Source organism: Hyalangium sp. (genome assembly GCF_045802625.1).
Classification (GTDB): domain Bacteria; phylum Myxococcota; class Myxococcia; order Myxococcales; family Myxococcaceae; genus Hyalangium.
Genome location: NZ_JBJMQP010000223.1, coordinates 13,881 through 30,012 on the forward strand (window position 1 = coordinate 13,881; position 16,132 = coordinate 30,012).

The following is a 16,132-nucleotide window of genomic DNA, read 5'->3' on the forward strand; positions in this document are numbered from 1 at the left end:
TCGGGGGCAGGCTTGAGGTGAAGCCTGCCTCCCTGGGAGTCCCATTACGCCCGGCCTACTTCTTCGGGCGGAAGGCCTCCTGCACCATCTCCGGCTCGAAGCCGTTGGCGATGTCACCCTCGGCCGCGTAGCGGTACACCGCCGCGGTGTAGATGCCGGAGAGCGTCGCGTTCACCAGCGCCAGCAGCATCAGCGAGCCGACGAAGCCGATGACGACCGCCACGATGAGCCCCGTCGACTGCGACGCGATGGCCAGGAACAGCAGCGGCACGAAGATCAGGATCAGCAGGAACGTGGCCAACGTGCCCACCGCGCCAATGGAGAACCCACCGATGACCTGCTCACCCCAGGTCTTCTTGAGCAGCGACATGCTCCGCTTCACCGCGTCCACCGGGCTGACGTCCTCGGCCACGAGCACCGGCACCACCAGGAAGGTGGCCAGGTTCCACGCCATGCCGATGAGACCGACGACAATCTTCCCGATGAACCCCGCACGCTCCTGGAGCGCGCGCAGGACCATGCCCACCGTCGCCGCGATGAGGGCGTAGCCGAAGATGCTGCCGATCTTCCCCGAGGCGATGCGGAACCCGTCCGCCACCGTGGGATCCCCACCGCGCAGGCGGATCAGCGCCGCCCCCACCAGGGCCGAGTTGCAGAAGAAGATGACGAAGTACGACACCAGGTAGAAGAGGAACGCGACGACGTACGACGCGGCTCCCTGGAGGTGCCCCGCGTGGTTCGCCGTCAAGAAGATGGGCAGGGCGAACGTCGCCGTGACGAGCACCAACATCACCGCCGACACGAGCGGGAAGACCACCAGCTCCTTGTCAGCGCTCAGGACGGATGCGCTCGCCTTCACGAGCCGCCAGCTATTCGCAAGTCGTTTGAACACGCGGGTACCTCCAGTGTGGGACGACGATACCCCACCTGGAGCTACGGCACAGCCCTGGCTCGCGTTCCCTCCGCTCGCGCGGCGGTGCTAACGGACGCCGGCGGCGTTCATCCGCGCGGCCTCGCGGCGCACCGAGGCCTGCTCCACCTCGTAGCGCGCGTCCTCGGGCGACAGCTCCTTCAGGCGCTGCTGGGCCTCGGCCATGCGCTTGCGCGCCGCCTCCACGTCGATGCCGGTGACGGGCTCGGCGCCATCCGCGAGCACCAGCACCTTGTCGTTGCCGACTTCCACGAAGCCGCCCGCCACGAAGAAGGACTCGCGCCGGCCGCCGTCGACGAGCGTGAGCGCTCCGGGCTCCATCAGCGAGAGGAACGGCGTGTGGCCCGGGCGCACACCGAAGAGGCCGAGACCACCCGGGACGATGGCCTCATCCGCCTGCACGGAGAGGATGCGCTTCTCAGGGGTGACAATCTCCACGGTCAGCTTGGCCATGTGTTCCTCGAGTGCCGCACTGCTTCAGAATGAGAGGTGGTAGGTCTTCGCCCCCACCGCCTCGAACTCCACCTTCTCGTCGTCCGTCAGCCGAGGCCCCTTGCCGGGGATGCCCAGCGTCCCCTCCAGCCACTTGAAGTGGGCCGACATCTGCCTCACCTCCCCCAGCTCCCGCGAGCTGCGCAGGAAGTCCTGCAGGTGCCTCTCCTGCAGCCGCTGCCCCTTGCGGCCATACATCACCGCCACCGTCGCGTTGGCCCAGGCGGGGATCTTCACCTTCTTCTTCCCCACCTTCTCCACCGCCGCCTTCTTGCCCTTCTCCACCAGGGGGCGCAGCAGCCAGAAGCGCTCGCCGTCATTGGAGGCGAAGTAGAAGTCGTCCACCGTGCCGACACACCCCTCGAACGTCCAGGCGGGGCCGCTCTCCTTGAGCATCTCCACCCGGCACTTGCCCGGCGCCTGCTCCACCAACCGCACGCTGTACATGCCGTTGGCGCTCACGTGAGACTTGCTGACGCGCTCCTGGGCGAGGCCGGGGAGCGCCAGCAGCAGGCTCAAGGTGAGGAGGGCGCGGCCCATGGGGCACCTGGCGAGGAGCCGAGGCCCTTAGGCCGCCGCCATCTTGCGCGCGTTCTCGAGCACCTCGTCGATGCCGCCCGCCATGTAGAAGGCCGCCTCGGGGATGTCGTCGTGCTTGCCGTCGGCGATCTCCTTGAAGCCCTGGATGGTGTCCGACAGCTTCACGTAGCGGCCCTGCTTGCCGGTGAAGACCTCGGCCACGAAGAACGGCTGCGACAGGAACTTCTGGATCTTCCGCGCGCGGGCCACCGCCAGCTTGTCCTCCTCGGACAGCTCGTCCATGCCGAGGATGGCGATGATGTCCTGCAGCTCCTTGTAGCGCTGGAGGATGCCCTGGACCTTGCGGGCCACCGTGTAGTGCTCCTGGCCCACCACGTTCGGGTCCAGGATGCGGCTGGTGGAGTCGAGCGGATCCACCGCGGGGTAGATGCCCAGCTCGGAGATGGCGCGGTTGAGCACCGTGGTCGCGTCCAGGTGGGCGAACGTGGTGGCGGGCGCGGGGTCCGTCAGGTCATCGGCGGGCACGTAGATGGCCTGCACCGAGGTGATGGAGCCCTTGGTGGTGGAGGTGATGCGCTCCTGCAGGGCGCCCATCTCCGTGGACAGCGTGGGCTGGTAACCCACCGCGCTGGGGATGCGGCCCAGGAGCGCGGACACCTCGGAGCCGGCCTGGGTGAACCGGAAGATGTTGTCGACGAAGAGCAGCACGTCGCGGCCCTCCACATCCCGGAAGTACTCCGCGATGGTGAGCGCCGAGAGGGCCACGCGGGCGCGGGCGCCGGGCGGCTCGTTCATCTGCCCGTACACCAGCACGCACTGGCTGGCCTCCAGGTTCTCCATGTTGATGACCTTGGACTCCTGCATCTCGTGGTACAGGTCATTGCCCTCGCGGGTGCGCTCGCCCACGCCGGCGAACACCGAGAAGCCGCCGCGCTCCTTGGCCACGTTGCGGATGAGCTCCTGCAGGAGCACCGTCTTGCCCACGCCGGCGCCGCCGAACAGGCCGATCTTCCCGCCACGGGTGTAGGGGGCCAGCAGGTCAATCACCTTGATGCCCGTCTCGAAGGCCTGGACGCGCACGTCCTGGTCCACGAAGGTGGGGGCCGGCCGGTGGATGGGCCAGGTCTGCTGGGACTTCACCGGGCCAATCTCGTCCACCGGATCGCCGGTGACGTTGAGGATGCGGCCCAGGGTGCCCTTGCCCACCGGCACCTGGATGGGGGCGCCCGTGTTCTTCACGGCCTGGCCGCGGGCGAGGCCCTCGGTGGAGTCCATGGAGATGCAGCGCACCATGTTCTCACCCAGGTGCTGGGCCACCTCGATGGTGAGGTTGTCCGCCTGGGTGTTGATGGTGGCGTTGGTCACCTTGAGAGCGGTGTACACCTGGGGGAGCCCCCCAGGCGGGAACTCCACGTCCACCACGGGTCCGAGAACCTGGGTGATCTTGCCTACCGTCGCAGCTTGAGCGCTCATGAGTTCGTCTGCCTCTTGCGGAAGGGCGGTGGTAACCGCCTCGCGTCGAAAGTGGGCCCGAGGGTGGGAGGGCGGGCCCCCTTTACCGGGGGGCTGTTGCCGGGTCAAGCCTCGTGGCGGCCGAGTAAAAAGGGGAACTTAGGGGAGCTACTTCAGCGCCTCGGCGCCGGAGACGATCTCCATCAGCTCCTTGGTGATGACGGCCTGGCGCGTGCGGTTGTAGTGCAGCGACAGCTTGCCGATCATGTCCGTGGCGTTGCTGGTGGCGTTCTCCATGGCGCTCATGCGGGCGCCGTGCTCGCTGGCCACGCTCTCCAGCAGGGCGCGGTAGAGCTTGATGGAGACGGCCTGGGGCACCAGCCGATCCAACACGTCCTGGCGGCTGGGCTCGTACTTGAAGTCCACCAGCGTCGCGGGCGGGGCCGCCGGGGTGCCTGGAGCCGTCAGCGCGCCCGGCGTGGCGGCGGCGGCGGGCCCGAAGGTCTGCAGCGGCAGCATCTGCGACACGACGATCTTCTGGCTGATGGCGGAGAGGAACTCGTTGTAGATGACGTAGACGGCGTCCACTTCGCCGTTGAGGAAGCTGGCGGTGAGCTCCTCGGCCACGGACTTGGCGGACAGGTAGCTCAGGCGCCCGTAGAGGCCGCCAAAGTCCTTGCGGATGGTCTGCCCGCGGTTGCGGAAGTAGTCGTGGCCCTTGCGGCCCACGGTGGAGAACCGGACGCTCTCCAGGCCGCTGTTCTCGTAGAGGAAGCGGTTGGCGCGGCGGATGACGTTCGAGTTGAAGCCACCGGCCAGGCCGCGATCCGAGGTGAGCAGCACCACCTCCGCGCGCTTCACGGGGCGGGCGATCAGCAGCGGGTGCGCCATCTCCTGATCGCCCGAGCGCGCCGCCAGATCCGCGATGATCTGATCCAGCATCTGCGCGTAGGGGCGGGCGGCGATGATGGCATCCTGCGCTTTGCGAAGCTTGGCGGCGGACACCATCTTCATCGCCTTGGTGATCTGCCGCGTGTTCTTCACCGAGCGGATGCGCTTCCGGATATCGCGAAGGGAGGCCATGGGCGCGCCCCCTATATAAGCGGTACGTCAACCGGTCAACCGTGGCCTGCGCCCGGATTCCCGGCCCCAGGTGCCCCCCAGGGGCCGGCCGGGCGGGGGAGCCCCTCCCCTGGCCCGAGATGCCAGGGGATCCCTCAGGGCATAGCCTTGCAGGGCAGGTCCCCCGCGGCGGAGGTGCACCCATGTCCTCTGGATTGAGTGGTCCCATCCTGATCGTCGAGGACGATGGGGACATCCGAGAGGCCCTCCAGGCCTTCCTGGAGATGGAGGGGTACGAGGTGCTCACGGCCCGCCATGGCCGGGAAGCGCTCCAGCACCTGCACCGCCAGCCCCGGCCCTCTCTCATCCTGCTGGACATGGCGCTGCCGGTGATGGACGGCCACCGGGTGCTCGCCGCGCGCAAGGAGACCGACGGGTTGCAGGAGGTGCCGGCGATCATCCTCTCGGCGGGAATGTCGGCGATGAACCCGCGGGACCGGGCGCTCTACGCGGCCAACTACAACGTGTCCGCCTTCTTGAAGAAGCCGGCGGATCCAAAGCAGCTGGTGGATCTCATCGAGCGCCTGGCGCTGCGTCCGGCAGGTGACTCGGCAAGCGCCCCGGCGTGAGGAGTGCCTGCCCCACCCCCTTCCAGGCATGGAGAGGCCGGGAGACAATGGGCCCCTTACAACGGTCTTCCTTGGAATGGGGCATCGCGGCGTGCTCGGAGTGTGGTTGCGCAGAGGGCTTCTCGGGAGCGCGCTGGTGGTGCTCGGGGTGCTGGCCCTGTCGCACTTCGTGCGGGTGCGCTACGAGCACCGCATCGTCCCGCTGAGCACGGCCCCCGAGTCGCCGGTGGTGCTGGTATTTGGCGCGGGGTTGGCGCCGGGCGGGGTGCCCTCGGCGGTGCTGGCGCAGCGGCTGGACACGGCCATTGCCCTCTGGAAGGCGGGCAAGGCGCACGCGGTGCTGGTGAGCGGGGACAACTCGGACCGCTTCCATGACGAGACGCGCGCCATGCGCCGCTACATGGTGGAGCGGGGCTTGCCCGAGCAGGCGGTGCTGGGGGATGACTCGGGGCTGTCCACGTATGACAGCTGCGTGCGCGCCTTCACCGTGTTCCAGGTGCGCAAGGCGCTGCTGGTGACGCAGAGCTTCCACCTGCCCCGGGCGCTCTACATCGCCAACTCGGTGGGCATGGATGCGTGGGGCGTGGCGGCGGACGAGGGGTTGCCCTCCACCCGGAGGTACGCGGTGCGAGAGATGTTCTCCCGGGTGCTGGCGCTGGCCATGGTGCTGCTGGAGGTGAAGCCCACCTACCCGGCTGAGCGCACGGCGACCTTGGGGCGCTGAGACGCTTCCTGAAGAGGGCAGGCAGGCGGGCACCGCTCGTTGCCGCGCCTCCTCGGGGTCCGCACTGTTAGCTCGACAGCAACCGTCCCGCCGAGTTCCTCGGGAGGAGGAAGACCATGCGCTTCAAGAAGCTGGGTTCGGAGGATGTGGGCGAGGCGACCTCGCGGCGCCATGTGGATCCGGTCACCGGGCAGGAAGAGGTGAACATCACCGACCAGGATCTGGCCGCCACGCCTCCGTTGGAGGAGGAGCCGGACTTCCGAGACATCCTTCCGGATCAGATCCAGGAGTTCCGCCGCGGTGGCGAGCAGGAGGAGGAAGAGGACCGGGAGATCACCGCCCGCCCGACCGAGGAGATCCGCCCCATCCAGAAGGAGGAGCTCCCCGAGGGCTAGAGGCACCGCCTCGGCCTCGCACGCGCTGAGGAAGAGCGGGGTGAGAGGGGTTGATAGCCTTTCACCCTGCTCCTCTCAGCCAAGGCTCAGCGCTTGCCCCGCGCCGCGGCCTTCTTCGCGGGCACCTTCTTGGCGGGGGCCTTCTTGGTCCCGGCCTTCTTGGCAGGGGCCTTCTTCGCCACAGCTTTCTTCGCGGCGGCTTTCTTCGCGGGCGCCTTCTTGGCCGCGGCCTTCTTCGCAGGAGCCTTCTTCGCCGCAGCTTTCTTCGCGGGCACCTTCTTGGCCGCGGCCTTCTTGGCAGGAGCCTTCTTCGCCACGGCCTTCTTCGCGGGCGCCTTGGCTGGAGCCTTGGGTGCCGGGGCCTTCGCCGCCGTGCGGGCCGCCGCCTTCTTGCGAGGCTCCGCGGGCTGCTCCGCTGCCGCCTGCCCCTTGAGCCCCTCAATGCGCCGCTCGGCGGCAATCACCGCCGGCTTCTCGAGCCCCTCTGCCTGGGGCTTCTCACGAGCCGCTTCCTTCTTGGGCGGCTTGCTCTTGAGGCTCTTCACGCGCCGCTCGGCGGCCTTCACGGCCGGCTGCTCGAGCTTCGGTCCGGCTTCCTCGGGCGCGGCCCTCTCCACCTTCGGGCGCACGCCTTCCTCATACTCGTACTGGAGCTCCTCCACCTCGACGCCCGCTTCCTCCTCGCCCTTCGCCTCCTCCCCGCCCTCCGCTCCCTCCTCGCCTCCGGCGAGTTCGGTCAGCGCGCCCTCCACCGCGGCGATGGCTCGGGCGAAGGTGCGATCCCCGAACTCCTCCTTCTCCACCGGCGGCACCAGCACGTTGAGCATGTTCGAGAGCGAGCGGTAGAACCGCATCTCTCTCTTCTCCTCGTCCCACGTGCCGTAGATCCAGTCCTCGTCCCCGAGCGCCTGCACCCACTCCGGCAACGGCCCGCCCCCATCGCCCTGCTCCACCATGGCGGACTTGCGCGCCGTATACAGATGCCGGTGCGCGCCCTTCACCCCGAAGCGCCACACCCCGGACACCGGCAGCCCCACCACCGCCTTGCGCGTCTTCTCCAGCACGCTGGGCTGCTCATCCTCTCCGTGCAGCGGGAAGAGCACCACCTCGCCCTCGAACGTGCCGCCATTGAAGGCCGCGTACAGATCTCCCAGCTCTCCCGGCAGCGGCACCCCGGCCTCCGTCTCGGCCCGCCGCAGCTCCTCCGCGGCTACTGCCGAGGACGTCGTCTTCGCTGACTTCTGCAGTGCCTCCAACCACTCGTGCATGGCCCCTCACTTTTCAGCGGCGCCCCAGGCGCCCATGCCCCTCTGCACAATGCCAATGTCGTTCTTCAGGCACCGGCTGACCAGGGGAAAGCTCCCACAAAACCGGAGTTCTACACCGCTCCGAGCCTCTCTCATCGAATCTTCACCTTTCACGGTGACGTATCTGATCGGCGGCGGACCCCCGGGCATACCCGGCCGGGGCCCTCCGAGGGCCACCGTGGGCAACTCCTTACCCACCGTCCAGGGTTGGATCCCCGCCCCCCTGCCCTCGGTGCCCCTCCCAGCTTCCTCCAGCTGACACACGGCGAGGCACGCCCGGTGCACGGCTGCCTGCTCCGGAACGGAGGCCGTATGGGACGCTGGGGTTGGCTGCTGTGGGTGGGCATCTCGGGGCTGGTGGCATGTGGGACGGAAGTCCAGCAGGCGCCCGGAGGGATTCCAGGTACGACAGGGTCGGACCCGCTCCCGGCGGCTCGCGATGGGGACCTGCCGCCGCTGCCCGATACGGGCCTCCCCCTGCCGGACGGGGGGGTTGGAACCCCGGACTCGGGCACGCCGGACGCCGGGGCTCCTGACACCGGCCCCCTCGCCGGGGAGTACCCCGCCGTCCAGACGCGCGTCCCGGTGTTCGAGCTGCAGATCGCCCCGGAGGACCTGGCCCGGCTGGATGCCAACCCCGAGTCGGACGACACGGTGCCGGTGGTGGTGGTGTTCGACGGGGTGCGCGCCACAGGCCAGGTGCGCTACCGCGGCGCGAGCAGCCGCACGCTGCCCCAGAAGAGCTTCAACATCGAGCTGGACCCGGGCTTCGAGTTCGAGGACCGCGATCACTTCGAGCTGCTCGCCGAGTGGTACGACAGCGCCAAGCTGACGGAGAAGTTCGCGGTGGACCTGTTCACCGCCATGGGGCTGCCGGTGCCGCGCGCCCGCTATGTCCGGGTGAGCCTCAACGGCCAGCCCAACGGCCTGTACCTGGACATGGAGCACGTGGGGAAGGACTACCTCAAGCAGCACGCCCTGGAGAAGAGCGCCTCCATCTATCGCTGTGGAGATCGCAACTGCGAGCTGACGCTCCAGCCCGGCCCCTACCAGAACGACTTCGAGAAGAAGACCAACGAGGACACGGGCCGCGCGGACCTGGATGCGTTCCTGGCCTGGGTGAACCGCTCGGATGACGCGGACTTCGAGGCGAAGCTCTCGCGCTACGTGGACGTGGAGGCGTACCTGGGCAACCTCGCCGCCAACGCGCTCATCTCCAACAACTACATCGAGGATGCGCGCGGCTATTGGATCCACGAGCAGAAGAAGGACCGCTGGCAGTACACGCCGTGGGACTTGAACAACGCGCTGATGCTCTTCTGGCGCACGTGGGAGCCCACGGATCCGCCCATCACCAACCGGTGGCCGCAGTCCTTCACCCTGTATGATCCGATGGTGCAGCGCATCTACGAGACCCGCCTCGCCGAGCGCTCCTCGCAGCGGCCCACGTGGAGCGTGCTCGACACCCGCATCTGGGACCGGCCCGCCCTGCGCGCCCGCGTGCTGGCGAAGCTGGAGACGGCGCTCGCCGGTCCCTTCTCCGAGGAGAAGGCGGACGCGCACATCGACGCGCTGTGGGCCGTGGTGGCGCCGGAGATGGCCCAGGATCCCTACGCCTCCCCCGAGCATGTGGCGCGCGCCCGCGCCTTCCTGAAGACCTATGTGCACGAGCGCATCAAGTTCCTGCGCGGCGTGATGAACACGCTGAAGGCCCAAGGGAGCGGGCCGCTCGTCCTGAGGGAGGTGGCCGCTGGCAGCGGGGGCTACGTGGAGCTCTACAACCGCGGCGGCACCGCGCTGACCCTGCAGGGCTACGAGCTGACGAATGATCTGCGAGCCACCTCGCGGTACGTGCTGCCCACGCTCTCGCTGGCGCCGGGCCAGGGCGTGCGCCTGCTGGCGGACGGCAACACGGCCGCGGGCCCGCTGCACCTGCCCTTCACCCTCTCGAGCACCGGGGGCGAGGTGGGCCTCTTCGACGGCAAGCCCCGCTCGGCCTCGGGCACGGAGCTCACGTACGGCCCGGCGGATGCGCTCTACTACGGGCCGCTGCCCTCGGGGACGGCGTACGGGCGCAAGACGCCCCAGAGCGAGGACTTCGAGCACAGGCCCCTGGCGCCGTAACGGCCCGCCCGTTAGGAGAGCGCCCATGGCCCACCCGACCACCTACGAGGCAACCACCGAGAACTTCGACGCGCTGGTGCTCGAGCCCCGAGGAGAGCTCGTGGTGGTGGACTTCTGGGGCGAGGGGTGCCCCAACTGCGACGTGTACGCGGAGGCCGAGCCCTCGCTCCTGTCCGAGCTGGAGGGCGCGCCGCTGCGCGTGGTGAAGGTGAACGCGTACCAGCAGGAGGAGCTGGCCCGGCGCTTCGGCCTCTACGGCATCCCCACCTTCCTGCTCTTCCGGGACGGGAAGCTGCTCGGGAAGATGAGCCAGTACTACGGCCGGGAGTACTGGCTCGGCGTCGTCCGCGAGAACCTGCCCGCGGCCTCTTGAGCTCAGAGGCCCTGGGCCTCTCCCGTCGGCGGCGGGCCGTCTACGCCATCGAGCCCTCCGGACACTCCGTCGATCGACGGCGTCACGAGCACCGGCCCCATCCCTTCCGGCTCCTGCGGCAGGAACGAGGGCTGGCTGAGATCAATGCCCTCCAGGCTGCCCACGCGGAAGAAGGACGTCAGCCGGCGCAGCGTGTCGGCCTGCATCGCCAGCGCCTCGGCCTCCTGCGCCAGCTCCTCCGCGGACTTCGCGTTGCCCTGCGTCTTGCGCTCCACGTCCGCCATGGCGTGGCTCATCATCCCCACGCTCGTGGACTGCTCGCGCGTGGAGGCCGCCACCTCGTGCACCAGCTCCGCCGTGCGGCGGATGGAGGGCACCAAGTCGCGCAGCAGCCGCCCGGATTGCTCGGCGATGCCGCGGCTGGAGACGGCCAGCTCGCCAATCTCGCGCGCCGCCGTCTTGCTGCGCTCGGCCAGCCGCCGCACCTCGCCCGCCACCACGCTGAAGCCCTTGCCGTGCTCTCCGGCGCGGATAGCCTCGATGGCCGCGTTGAGCGCCAGCATGTTCGTCTGGTGCGCCAGCTCTTCAATCAGCGACACATTGGTGGAGATGCGCCGCATGGCCTCCACCGTCTTGCCCACCGCCTGGCCGCTCACCTCGGCGTCCCGCGCGCCCACCCGCGCCATCTCCTCCATCTTCTGGCACTTCTCGGTGTTGTTGAGCACCGCGTCGCTGATCTCCTTGAGCGTGCTCGCGTTCTCCTCGGTGATCTTCGCCTGATCCGTGGCGCCCTGTGCCAGCAGCCGCGACGAGGAGGCCAGCATCGCCGACGTGGAGGCCAGCGTGGAGGCGCCGGCGCGCACCTCGGCGACGATCTTGGTGAGCCGCCCCACCGCCTCGCCCAGCGCCTTGCCCAGCGCGTCCTGATCCGAGCGCGGCAGCACCCGCACCGTCAGGTCTCCATGGGCCAGGCCCACCGCCATGGCCACCATCTGCTGCGTCGAGCGCGCCATGTCCAGCGTGGAGCGCAGCAGCAGGGCGATCTCATCCTGCGTGTCCAGCTCCAGGTCCAGCGCCTGCTCGCCCTCTTCCAGCAGCTCCAGCTCGCCGCGCGACAGCCGCATGGTCATCCGCGTCAGCCGCGCCACCGGCTCGATGATGATGCGCGAGAGCCTCCAGGACAGGTACAGCCCCAGGCCGCCGAGCGCCACGCTGAGCACGGCCAGCACCACCCGCAGCCACAGGAAGGTGGACTGGGCGCTGGCGTTGGACATGTCCGCGTAGCGGCGGTTGATGGCCTGCAGCCAGCTCGTGGCCTCGCCCAGCCGCCCCAGCGCGCTCTCGAGCTGCTCGACGTCCACGGGCGCGCCCGACACGACGCGATCCCTCACCGGCCGGTACCCGGCCAGCGCCACGTCGAACAGCTCCAGCGCGGAGGCCTCGTCCAGCTGCAGCTTCTGCTCACCCTGCTCCGCCACCGTCTCCGAGAAGCCGGAGTGGTTCGAGCTGAGCCACTCTTTCTTGTAGCGCTGGATGAAGGACAGGAGCGCATCCTCGTGCTCGCTCACCTTCGCGGCCCGCGTGGCCCGCTCCTCGGCGGTGAGGGGAGCGCGGGCCATCAGCCGCAGCTCTCCGGCGAGCGCCTCGCGATGGGCGTTGCCCTCGTCGAGCGCCATGATGGGGATCAACCTGAGGCCGTAGACATTGTCGTACTCGGACTGGAGCGCCCACGTGCCTCGCAGTGCCACCATCAGCACCAGGAAGACCGACACGGGGATGAGTACGGCGATGAGGGCCAGCTTCCAGAGGAGCTTGAGACGACGAACCATGGCGCGAGTGCCCCGCGGCGGGCTCAGTGCCAGCCCGGAGTAAGGTCTTGAAGTATAGGAATTCTCCACCTCTTACAGACAGTCCCCCTGTGTGGAAAGCGCCACGGCGGGGGGTTCCCTGATTGGTCGCTGGGCGCCAACCCCCGTCCCTGCCCCCTCCCGGCGAGCGGAGGAGAGTGCCAGAGTGGGGGCTCGCATGCGCTTCGTCCTCGCCGTCCTGCTTGCTTCCCTGCCCGCACTGGCCGCTGATCCCTGGGACGCACCGGCCTTCTCCACGGATCCGGCCGCCCTGGCCGGGGCCACCGCGGCGCTGCCCACCCCCACGGGCGCCGAGGCGGAGGTGCTCCTGGAGGAGGCCACCTTCTCCTATGACGAGAAGGGCCGGGAGACGGCCACCTCCCGGCTGATCTACCGCGTGCTCACCCCCGAGGGGGCCAAGAGCTGGGCCACCGTGGGCGTGGACTACTCGCCGTGGCACGAGGAGCGGCCAGAGGTGCGCGCCCGCGTCGTCACCCCGGACGGCAAGGCCCACCTGTTGGATCCCTCCACCCTGGTGGACTCCACCCCCACCGACACCGAGCCGGAGACGCTGAGCGACCGGCGCCTGCTGCACGGCCCGCTGCCGGCCATCACCGAGGGCGCCGTGGTGGAGCAGCTCATCACCACACGAGAGACGGAGAGCGTCTTCTCCAGCGGGGCGGCGCGGCGCTTCTTCTTCGGCAAGGAGGTGCCGGAGCGGCGGGTGCGGCTCACGCTGGAGGTGCCCCAGGGCACTCCGCTGAACTTCGTCGCGCGGGGGCTGCGCGTGAAGCCCCGGCGCGTGGAGGCGAACGGGCGCACGCGGCTCATCTTCGAGCAGGGCCCGCTGGACGCGGTGGACACCCCCGAGCCCGAGCTCCCCGCGGACGCGGTGAGCTTTCCCCACGTGGCGTTCTCCACCGGCCGGGCCTGGAGCGATCTGGCGCGCCGCTACCACGAGGCGGTGGAGGCCCAGCTGGCCGGCGCGGACCTGGAGCGCACCGCGAAGGAGCTCGTCGGTGACGAGAAGCGCCGCGAGGTGGTGGCGGGCAAGCTGACGAAGTGGATCCACTCGCAGGTGCGCTACACGAGCCTCCAGTTCGGCGAGGCGGCCGTCATCCCTCGGCAGCCGGCCGAGGTGCTCGTGCGCCGCTACGGCGACTGCAAGGATCTGTCCACGCTGCTGGTGGGCTTGCTGCGCGCCTCGGGCATTCCCGCCTCGGTGGCGCTGCTGCGCACCGGCCAGGAGGACGTGCAGGAGTCGCTGCCCGGCTTCGGCCTGTTTGATCACGCCATCGTCTACGTGCCCGGCAAGCCGGCGCTGTGGATCGACGCCACGGATGCCTTCAGCCCGCCGGGGGAGCTGCCGGTGATGGTGCAGGGGCGGCTGGCGCTGGTGGCCAGCCCGGACACGAAGGGCCTGGTGCGCACGCCCGCGGCCACGTCGGCCACCAATGGCTTCACCGCCACGCGCGAGGTGAACCTCTCCGAGCACGGGCCCTCGCGCATCGTCGAGGTGAAGGAGTTCACCGGCTCGGTGGCCGCCGCGTACCGCGAGCACTTCACGCTCACCGAGGCCTCCCGCGTGCGCGAGGGCTATGGGGAGTACGCGAAGAGCATCTTCTCCGCGCCGGACGTGGCGCGCTTGAAGTCCCAGGAGCTGGAGAACCCCGAGAGGCCCTTCCGCGTGGAGCTGGAGGTGGAGGGCGCTCGCCGCGGCTACACCGACGACCGGGAGGCGGCGGTGGGGCTCGGCGGCGCGTCCCTGCTCGGCCGGCTGCCGGACTTCTTGATCGACTCCTCCTCGGAGGAGCACCCGTGGGGCAAGCGCCAGGGTGAGCTCGAGCTGCTGGAGCCCTATACCGCCGAGCTGCGCTACCACGTGGTTCCGCCGCCGGGGTACTCGCCCAAGCCGCTGCCCAAGAGCTTCTCGCACAAGCTGGGGCCGGCCACCTACTCGGGCGACTACAGCCTGAAGGGGCGCGAGGTGAACGTCACCTTCCGCTTCGACACGGGCAAGCGCCGCTGGTCCGCGGCGGACGTGGAGGCCTTCCACTCGGCGCTCAGCACCCTGCGCGACGAGGACGAGCCGATGCTCGGCTTCGAGCACGATGGCGCGGTGCTGCTGTCCGCGGGCCGTGTCTCCGAGGCGCTCGGGGTCTACCACCAGCTCGTGGACCTGCACCCGAAGGAGGCGCTGCACCGGGCCCAGCTCGCGCTCGCGCTGCTGGAGGTGGGCGCCGGAGAGGAGGCGCGCGCCGAGGCTCGCCGCGCCACCGAGGTGGAGCCGAAGTCCGCCATCGGCTGGCGCACCCTGGGCTGGGTGCTGGAGTACGACTTGCTGGGCCGCCGCTTCAAGCCGGGCTTCGACTACGCGGGCTCCGTGGCGGCCTACCGCAAGGCCCGGGCGCTCGATCCAAGCGACTTCGAGGTCCGCGGCGACCTGGGCATCCTCCTGGAGTACGACCCCGAGGGCGAGCGCTACACCCACGGCTCCCGGCTGGCGGAGGCCGTGGACGAGTTCAAGGCACTGCGGGAGGACCTGGAGCGGCAGGACATGGATGATCACCTGCTGTTGGATCTGTTCCTGCTGGAGCGGTACGCGGAGGTGCTGAAGCGGGGCAACGAGATGGAGCCCTCGCCGCTGCGGCACAGCGTGCGGCTGAGCGCCTCGGCGCTGGTGGACGGCCCCGCGGTGGCGGTGAGGAACGCGGCGAAGTGGGTGCCGGATCAGGACGCCCGCCGCGAGGCGCTGGAGGACGCGGCCAACCGGCTGCTGCGCCTGCGCCGCTACCCGGAGGCCCACGCGCTGCTCACCGAGTCCGCCCGGGGCGCGCCCGACGCCGTCGAGAAGCAGAAGCGCCTCACGCCGCTGGCGAAGACGACGCGCTTCGAGAGCAAGTCCCTGAAGAGCGAGGATCCGCGCTCGGTGGTGCAGCGCCTCTTCCTGGCCGCCCTGGACGAGGATGGGGGCAAGGCCCAGACGGAGGGGCTGATCCTCAAGTCCATGCGCACGGCGGAGCCGGACCTGGCCTACGACACGCAGCGGCTGGTGCGCCTGCTGCTCAGCCGAGGAGTGCTGGCGGAGGTGCCGCAGAGCGCGGCGGTGGACCTGGCGCTCTCGGTGATGGAGTGGCGGGTGGACGGGGATGCGAAGCGGGGCTACCGCGTCCAGTCGCGCCTGCCCTTCGAGGGCTCCAGCGCCAGCGAGAACTGGTTCGTGGTGCGCTCGGGCAACGAGCTCCGGCTGATGGGGACGGGGTACGACTATGGGATGCTCGGGCAGGAGGCGATGCGCCGCGCCGAGGCGGGAGACCTGGAGGGCGCGCGCCAGTGGCTGGACTGGGCTCGGGACTCGATGCCTTCGACGCTCACCGAGAGCCAGGCCGGCGCCAACTTCCTGCGCTTGTGGAGGAAGGGGAAGGAGGCCGGGCGAGACGAGGTGCGGGTGGCGGCGGCGAGCCTGATGGCCTTCGGCCAGCAAGCGGTGCGAGCCCTTCCGCTGCTGAGCTCGGCGCGCGAGCGGGCGACGACGGACACGGAGCGGCGAGGCTTCGACCGGGACCTGCTGGCGGCGTACTTCCAGCTGAAGCGGCTGCCCGAGATTTTGGAGACGGCGGACCGGCTGCTGGAGGCCGCGCCGGTGGACGAGGCGGCGTACCTCCAGGCGACGTACGCGCTGCGGCAGCTCGAGCGGCCCGAGGAGCTGGCGAAGCGCGCGGAGGCACGGCTGAAGCTGCTGCCGGACGATGAGCGGGCGCTGGAGACGCTGGCGAGCGTGGCGACGATGCGCGGAGAGCTGACGAAGGCGCAGGAGTACCGGCGGCGCATCGTGGATGCGGGCAAGGCGACGGCGCACACGTACAACGAGCTGGCGTGGAACACGCTGTTTTTGGGCAAGGTGGACGAGGCGGCGGTGGAGGACGCGCTGAAGGCCAACAGCCTCACGAGCTACGGCAACGCCTCCTACGTGCACACGCTGGCCACGCTCTACGCGGAGCTGGGCAAGGGCCAGGAGGCGCGCCAGTTCCTGCTCAAGTCGTTGGACCTGGAGGGAGCGAACACGCTGGCGGGCTATGACTGGTACGTGGTGGGACGGATCGCCGAGAGCTACGGACTGCTGGAGCAGGCCCGGTCCGCCTACGCGCGGGCGAAGAGCGCCAAGCCGGACATCAACAGCGTGGACTCCCTGGCCAGCACGCGGCTCAAGACACTGGAGACAATGCCCAAGGCCGTGGCCAAGCCGCTTCCGTGAC

13 protein-coding genes are annotated in these 16,132 nt (G+C 69.6%); 6 read left to right on the top strand and 7 right to left on the bottom strand.

Features of this window, described 5'->3' with window-relative positions:
- Positions 1–55 precede the first annotated feature (55 nt).
- From ACJ8AT_RS35520 to atpG, 5 genes are all read right to left on the bottom strand, one after another.
- On the bottom strand, positions 56–892 hold the full coding sequence (locus tag ACJ8AT_RS35520; RefSeq protein ID WP_407742409.1) for a DUF6159 family protein: 837 nt from the start codon (positions 890–892) through the stop codon (positions 56–58).
- 87 nt (positions 893–979) lie between these two features.
- Positions 980–1,384, bottom strand: coding sequence for a F0F1 ATP synthase subunit epsilon (locus ACJ8AT_RS35525; protein WP_407742410.1), 405 nt, complete (start codon positions 1,382–1,384; stop codon positions 980–982).
- Positions 1,385–1,408: 24 nt separating this feature from the next.
- Complete coding sequence (locus tag ACJ8AT_RS35530) at positions 1,409–1,963, bottom strand: hypothetical protein (RefSeq protein WP_407742411.1); 555 nt, start codon at positions 1,961–1,963, stop codon at positions 1,409–1,411.
- Between the two features lie 27 nt (positions 1,964–1,990).
- Complete coding sequence (gene atpD, locus ACJ8AT_RS35535; protein WP_407742412.1) at positions 1,991–3,436, bottom strand: F0F1 ATP synthase subunit beta; 1,446 nt, start codon at positions 3,434–3,436, stop codon at positions 1,991–1,993.
- A 147-nt stretch (positions 3,437–3,583) separates the two neighbouring features.
- The gene (atpG, locus tag ACJ8AT_RS35540) at positions 3,584–4,498 is read right to left on the bottom strand and encodes an ATP synthase F1 subunit gamma (protein WP_407742413.1); all 915 of its coding nucleotides are present in this window, start codon (positions 4,496–4,498) and stop codon (positions 3,584–3,586) included.
- A 182-nt stretch (positions 4,499–4,680) separates the two neighbouring features.
- Here atpG and ACJ8AT_RS35545 point away from each other — a divergent pair, with 182 nt between their 5' ends.
- The 3 genes from ACJ8AT_RS35545 to ACJ8AT_RS35555 all read left to right on the top strand — a co-directional run bounded on the left by ACJ8AT_RS35545 (position 4,681) and on the right by ACJ8AT_RS35555 (position 6,225).
- Positions 4,681–5,106 carry a response regulator gene (locus tag ACJ8AT_RS35545; RefSeq protein ID WP_407742414.1) on the top strand — a complete coding sequence of 142 codons (426 nt, stop codon included), beginning with the start codon at positions 4,681–4,683 and terminating at the stop codon, positions 5,104–5,106.
- 76 nt (positions 5,107–5,182) lie between these two features.
- Complete coding sequence (locus tag ACJ8AT_RS35550) at positions 5,183–5,830, top strand: vancomycin high temperature exclusion protein (RefSeq protein WP_407742415.1); 648 nt, start codon at positions 5,183–5,185, stop codon at positions 5,828–5,830.
- A gap of 116 nt (positions 5,831–5,946) precedes the next feature.
- Complete coding sequence (locus ACJ8AT_RS35555; protein WP_407742416.1) at positions 5,947–6,225, top strand: hypothetical protein; 279 nt, start codon at positions 5,947–5,949, stop codon at positions 6,223–6,225.
- 86 nt (positions 6,226–6,311) lie between these two features.
- On the opposite strand, the gene ACJ8AT_RS35560 is transcribed toward ACJ8AT_RS35555, so the two are convergent.
- The gene (locus ACJ8AT_RS35560; protein WP_407742417.1) at positions 6,312–7,493 is read right to left on the bottom strand and encodes an SMI1/KNR4 family protein; all 1,182 of its coding nucleotides are present in this window, start codon (positions 7,491–7,493) and stop codon (positions 6,312–6,314) included.
- 351 nt (positions 7,494–7,844) lie between these two features.
- Between ACJ8AT_RS35560 and ACJ8AT_RS35565 the strand changes: the two genes are divergently transcribed.
- Together ACJ8AT_RS35565 and ACJ8AT_RS35570 are read left to right on the top strand one after the other, a co-directional pair.
- Positions 7,845–9,656, top strand: a complete 1,812-nt coding sequence (locus ACJ8AT_RS35565; RefSeq protein WP_407742418.1) for a CotH kinase family protein — start codon at positions 7,845–7,847, stop codon at positions 9,654–9,656.
- 25 nt (positions 9,657–9,681) lie between these two features.
- The gene (locus tag ACJ8AT_RS35570; protein ID WP_407742419.1) at positions 9,682–10,029 is read left to right on the top strand and encodes a thioredoxin family protein; all 348 of its coding nucleotides are present in this window, start codon (positions 9,682–9,684) and stop codon (positions 10,027–10,029) included.
- A 2-nt stretch (positions 10,030–10,031) separates the two neighbouring features.
- On the opposite strand, the gene ACJ8AT_RS35575 is transcribed toward ACJ8AT_RS35570, so the two are convergent.
- Positions 10,032–11,858, bottom strand: a complete 1,827-nt coding sequence (locus ACJ8AT_RS35575; RefSeq protein ID WP_407742420.1) for a methyl-accepting chemotaxis protein — start codon at positions 11,856–11,858, stop codon at positions 10,032–10,034.
- Between the two features lie 196 nt (positions 11,859–12,054).
- Between ACJ8AT_RS35575 and ACJ8AT_RS35580 the strand changes: the two genes are divergently transcribed.
- Positions 12,055–16,131: a DUF3857 domain-containing protein gene (locus ACJ8AT_RS35580; protein WP_407742421.1), complete on the top strand. Its 4,077-nt coding sequence runs from the start codon at positions 12,055–12,057 to the stop codon at positions 16,129–16,131.
- Position 16,132: the final 1 nt, after the last annotated feature.

Coding starts and splice junctions, on each gene's coding strand:
- ACJ8AT_RS35525 (WP_407742410.1), bottom strand. CDS start 1,384: ATGGCCAAGCTGACCGTGGAGATTGTCACCCCTGAGAAGCGCATCCTC.
- ACJ8AT_RS35530 (WP_407742411.1), bottom strand. CDS start 1,963: ATGGGCCGCGCCCTCCTCACCTTGAGCCTGCTGCTGGCGCTCCCCGGC.
- atpD (WP_407742412.1), bottom strand. CDS start 3,436: ATGAGCGCTCAAGCTGCGACGGTAGGCAAGATCACCCAGGTTCTCGGA.
- atpG (WP_407742413.1), bottom strand. CDS start 4,498: ATGGCCTCCCTTCGCGATATCCGGAAGCGCATCCGCTCGGTGAAGAAC.
- ACJ8AT_RS35545 (WP_407742414.1), top strand. CDS start 4,681: ATGTCCTCTGGATTGAGTGGTCCCATCCTGATCGTCGAGGACGATGGG.
- ACJ8AT_RS35550 (WP_407742415.1), top strand. CDS start 5,183: ATGGGGCATCGCGGCGTGCTCGGAGTGTGGTTGCGCAGAGGGCTTCTC.
- ACJ8AT_RS35555 (WP_407742416.1), top strand. CDS start 5,947: ATGCGCTTCAAGAAGCTGGGTTCGGAGGATGTGGGCGAGGCGACCTCG.
- ACJ8AT_RS35560 (WP_407742417.1), bottom strand. CDS start 7,493: ATGCACGAGTGGTTGGAGGCACTGCAGAAGTCAGCGAAGACGACGTCC.
- ACJ8AT_RS35565 (WP_407742418.1), top strand. CDS start 7,845: ATGGGACGCTGGGGTTGGCTGCTGTGGGTGGGCATCTCGGGGCTGGTG.
- ACJ8AT_RS35570 (WP_407742419.1), top strand. CDS start 9,682: ATGGCCCACCCGACCACCTACGAGGCAACCACCGAGAACTTCGACGCG.
- ACJ8AT_RS35575 (WP_407742420.1), bottom strand. CDS start 11,858: ATGGTTCGTCGTCTCAAGCTCCTCTGGAAGCTGGCCCTCATCGCCGTA.
- ACJ8AT_RS35580 (WP_407742421.1), top strand. CDS start 12,055: ATGCGCTTCGTCCTCGCCGTCCTGCTTGCTTCCCTGCCCGCACTGGCC.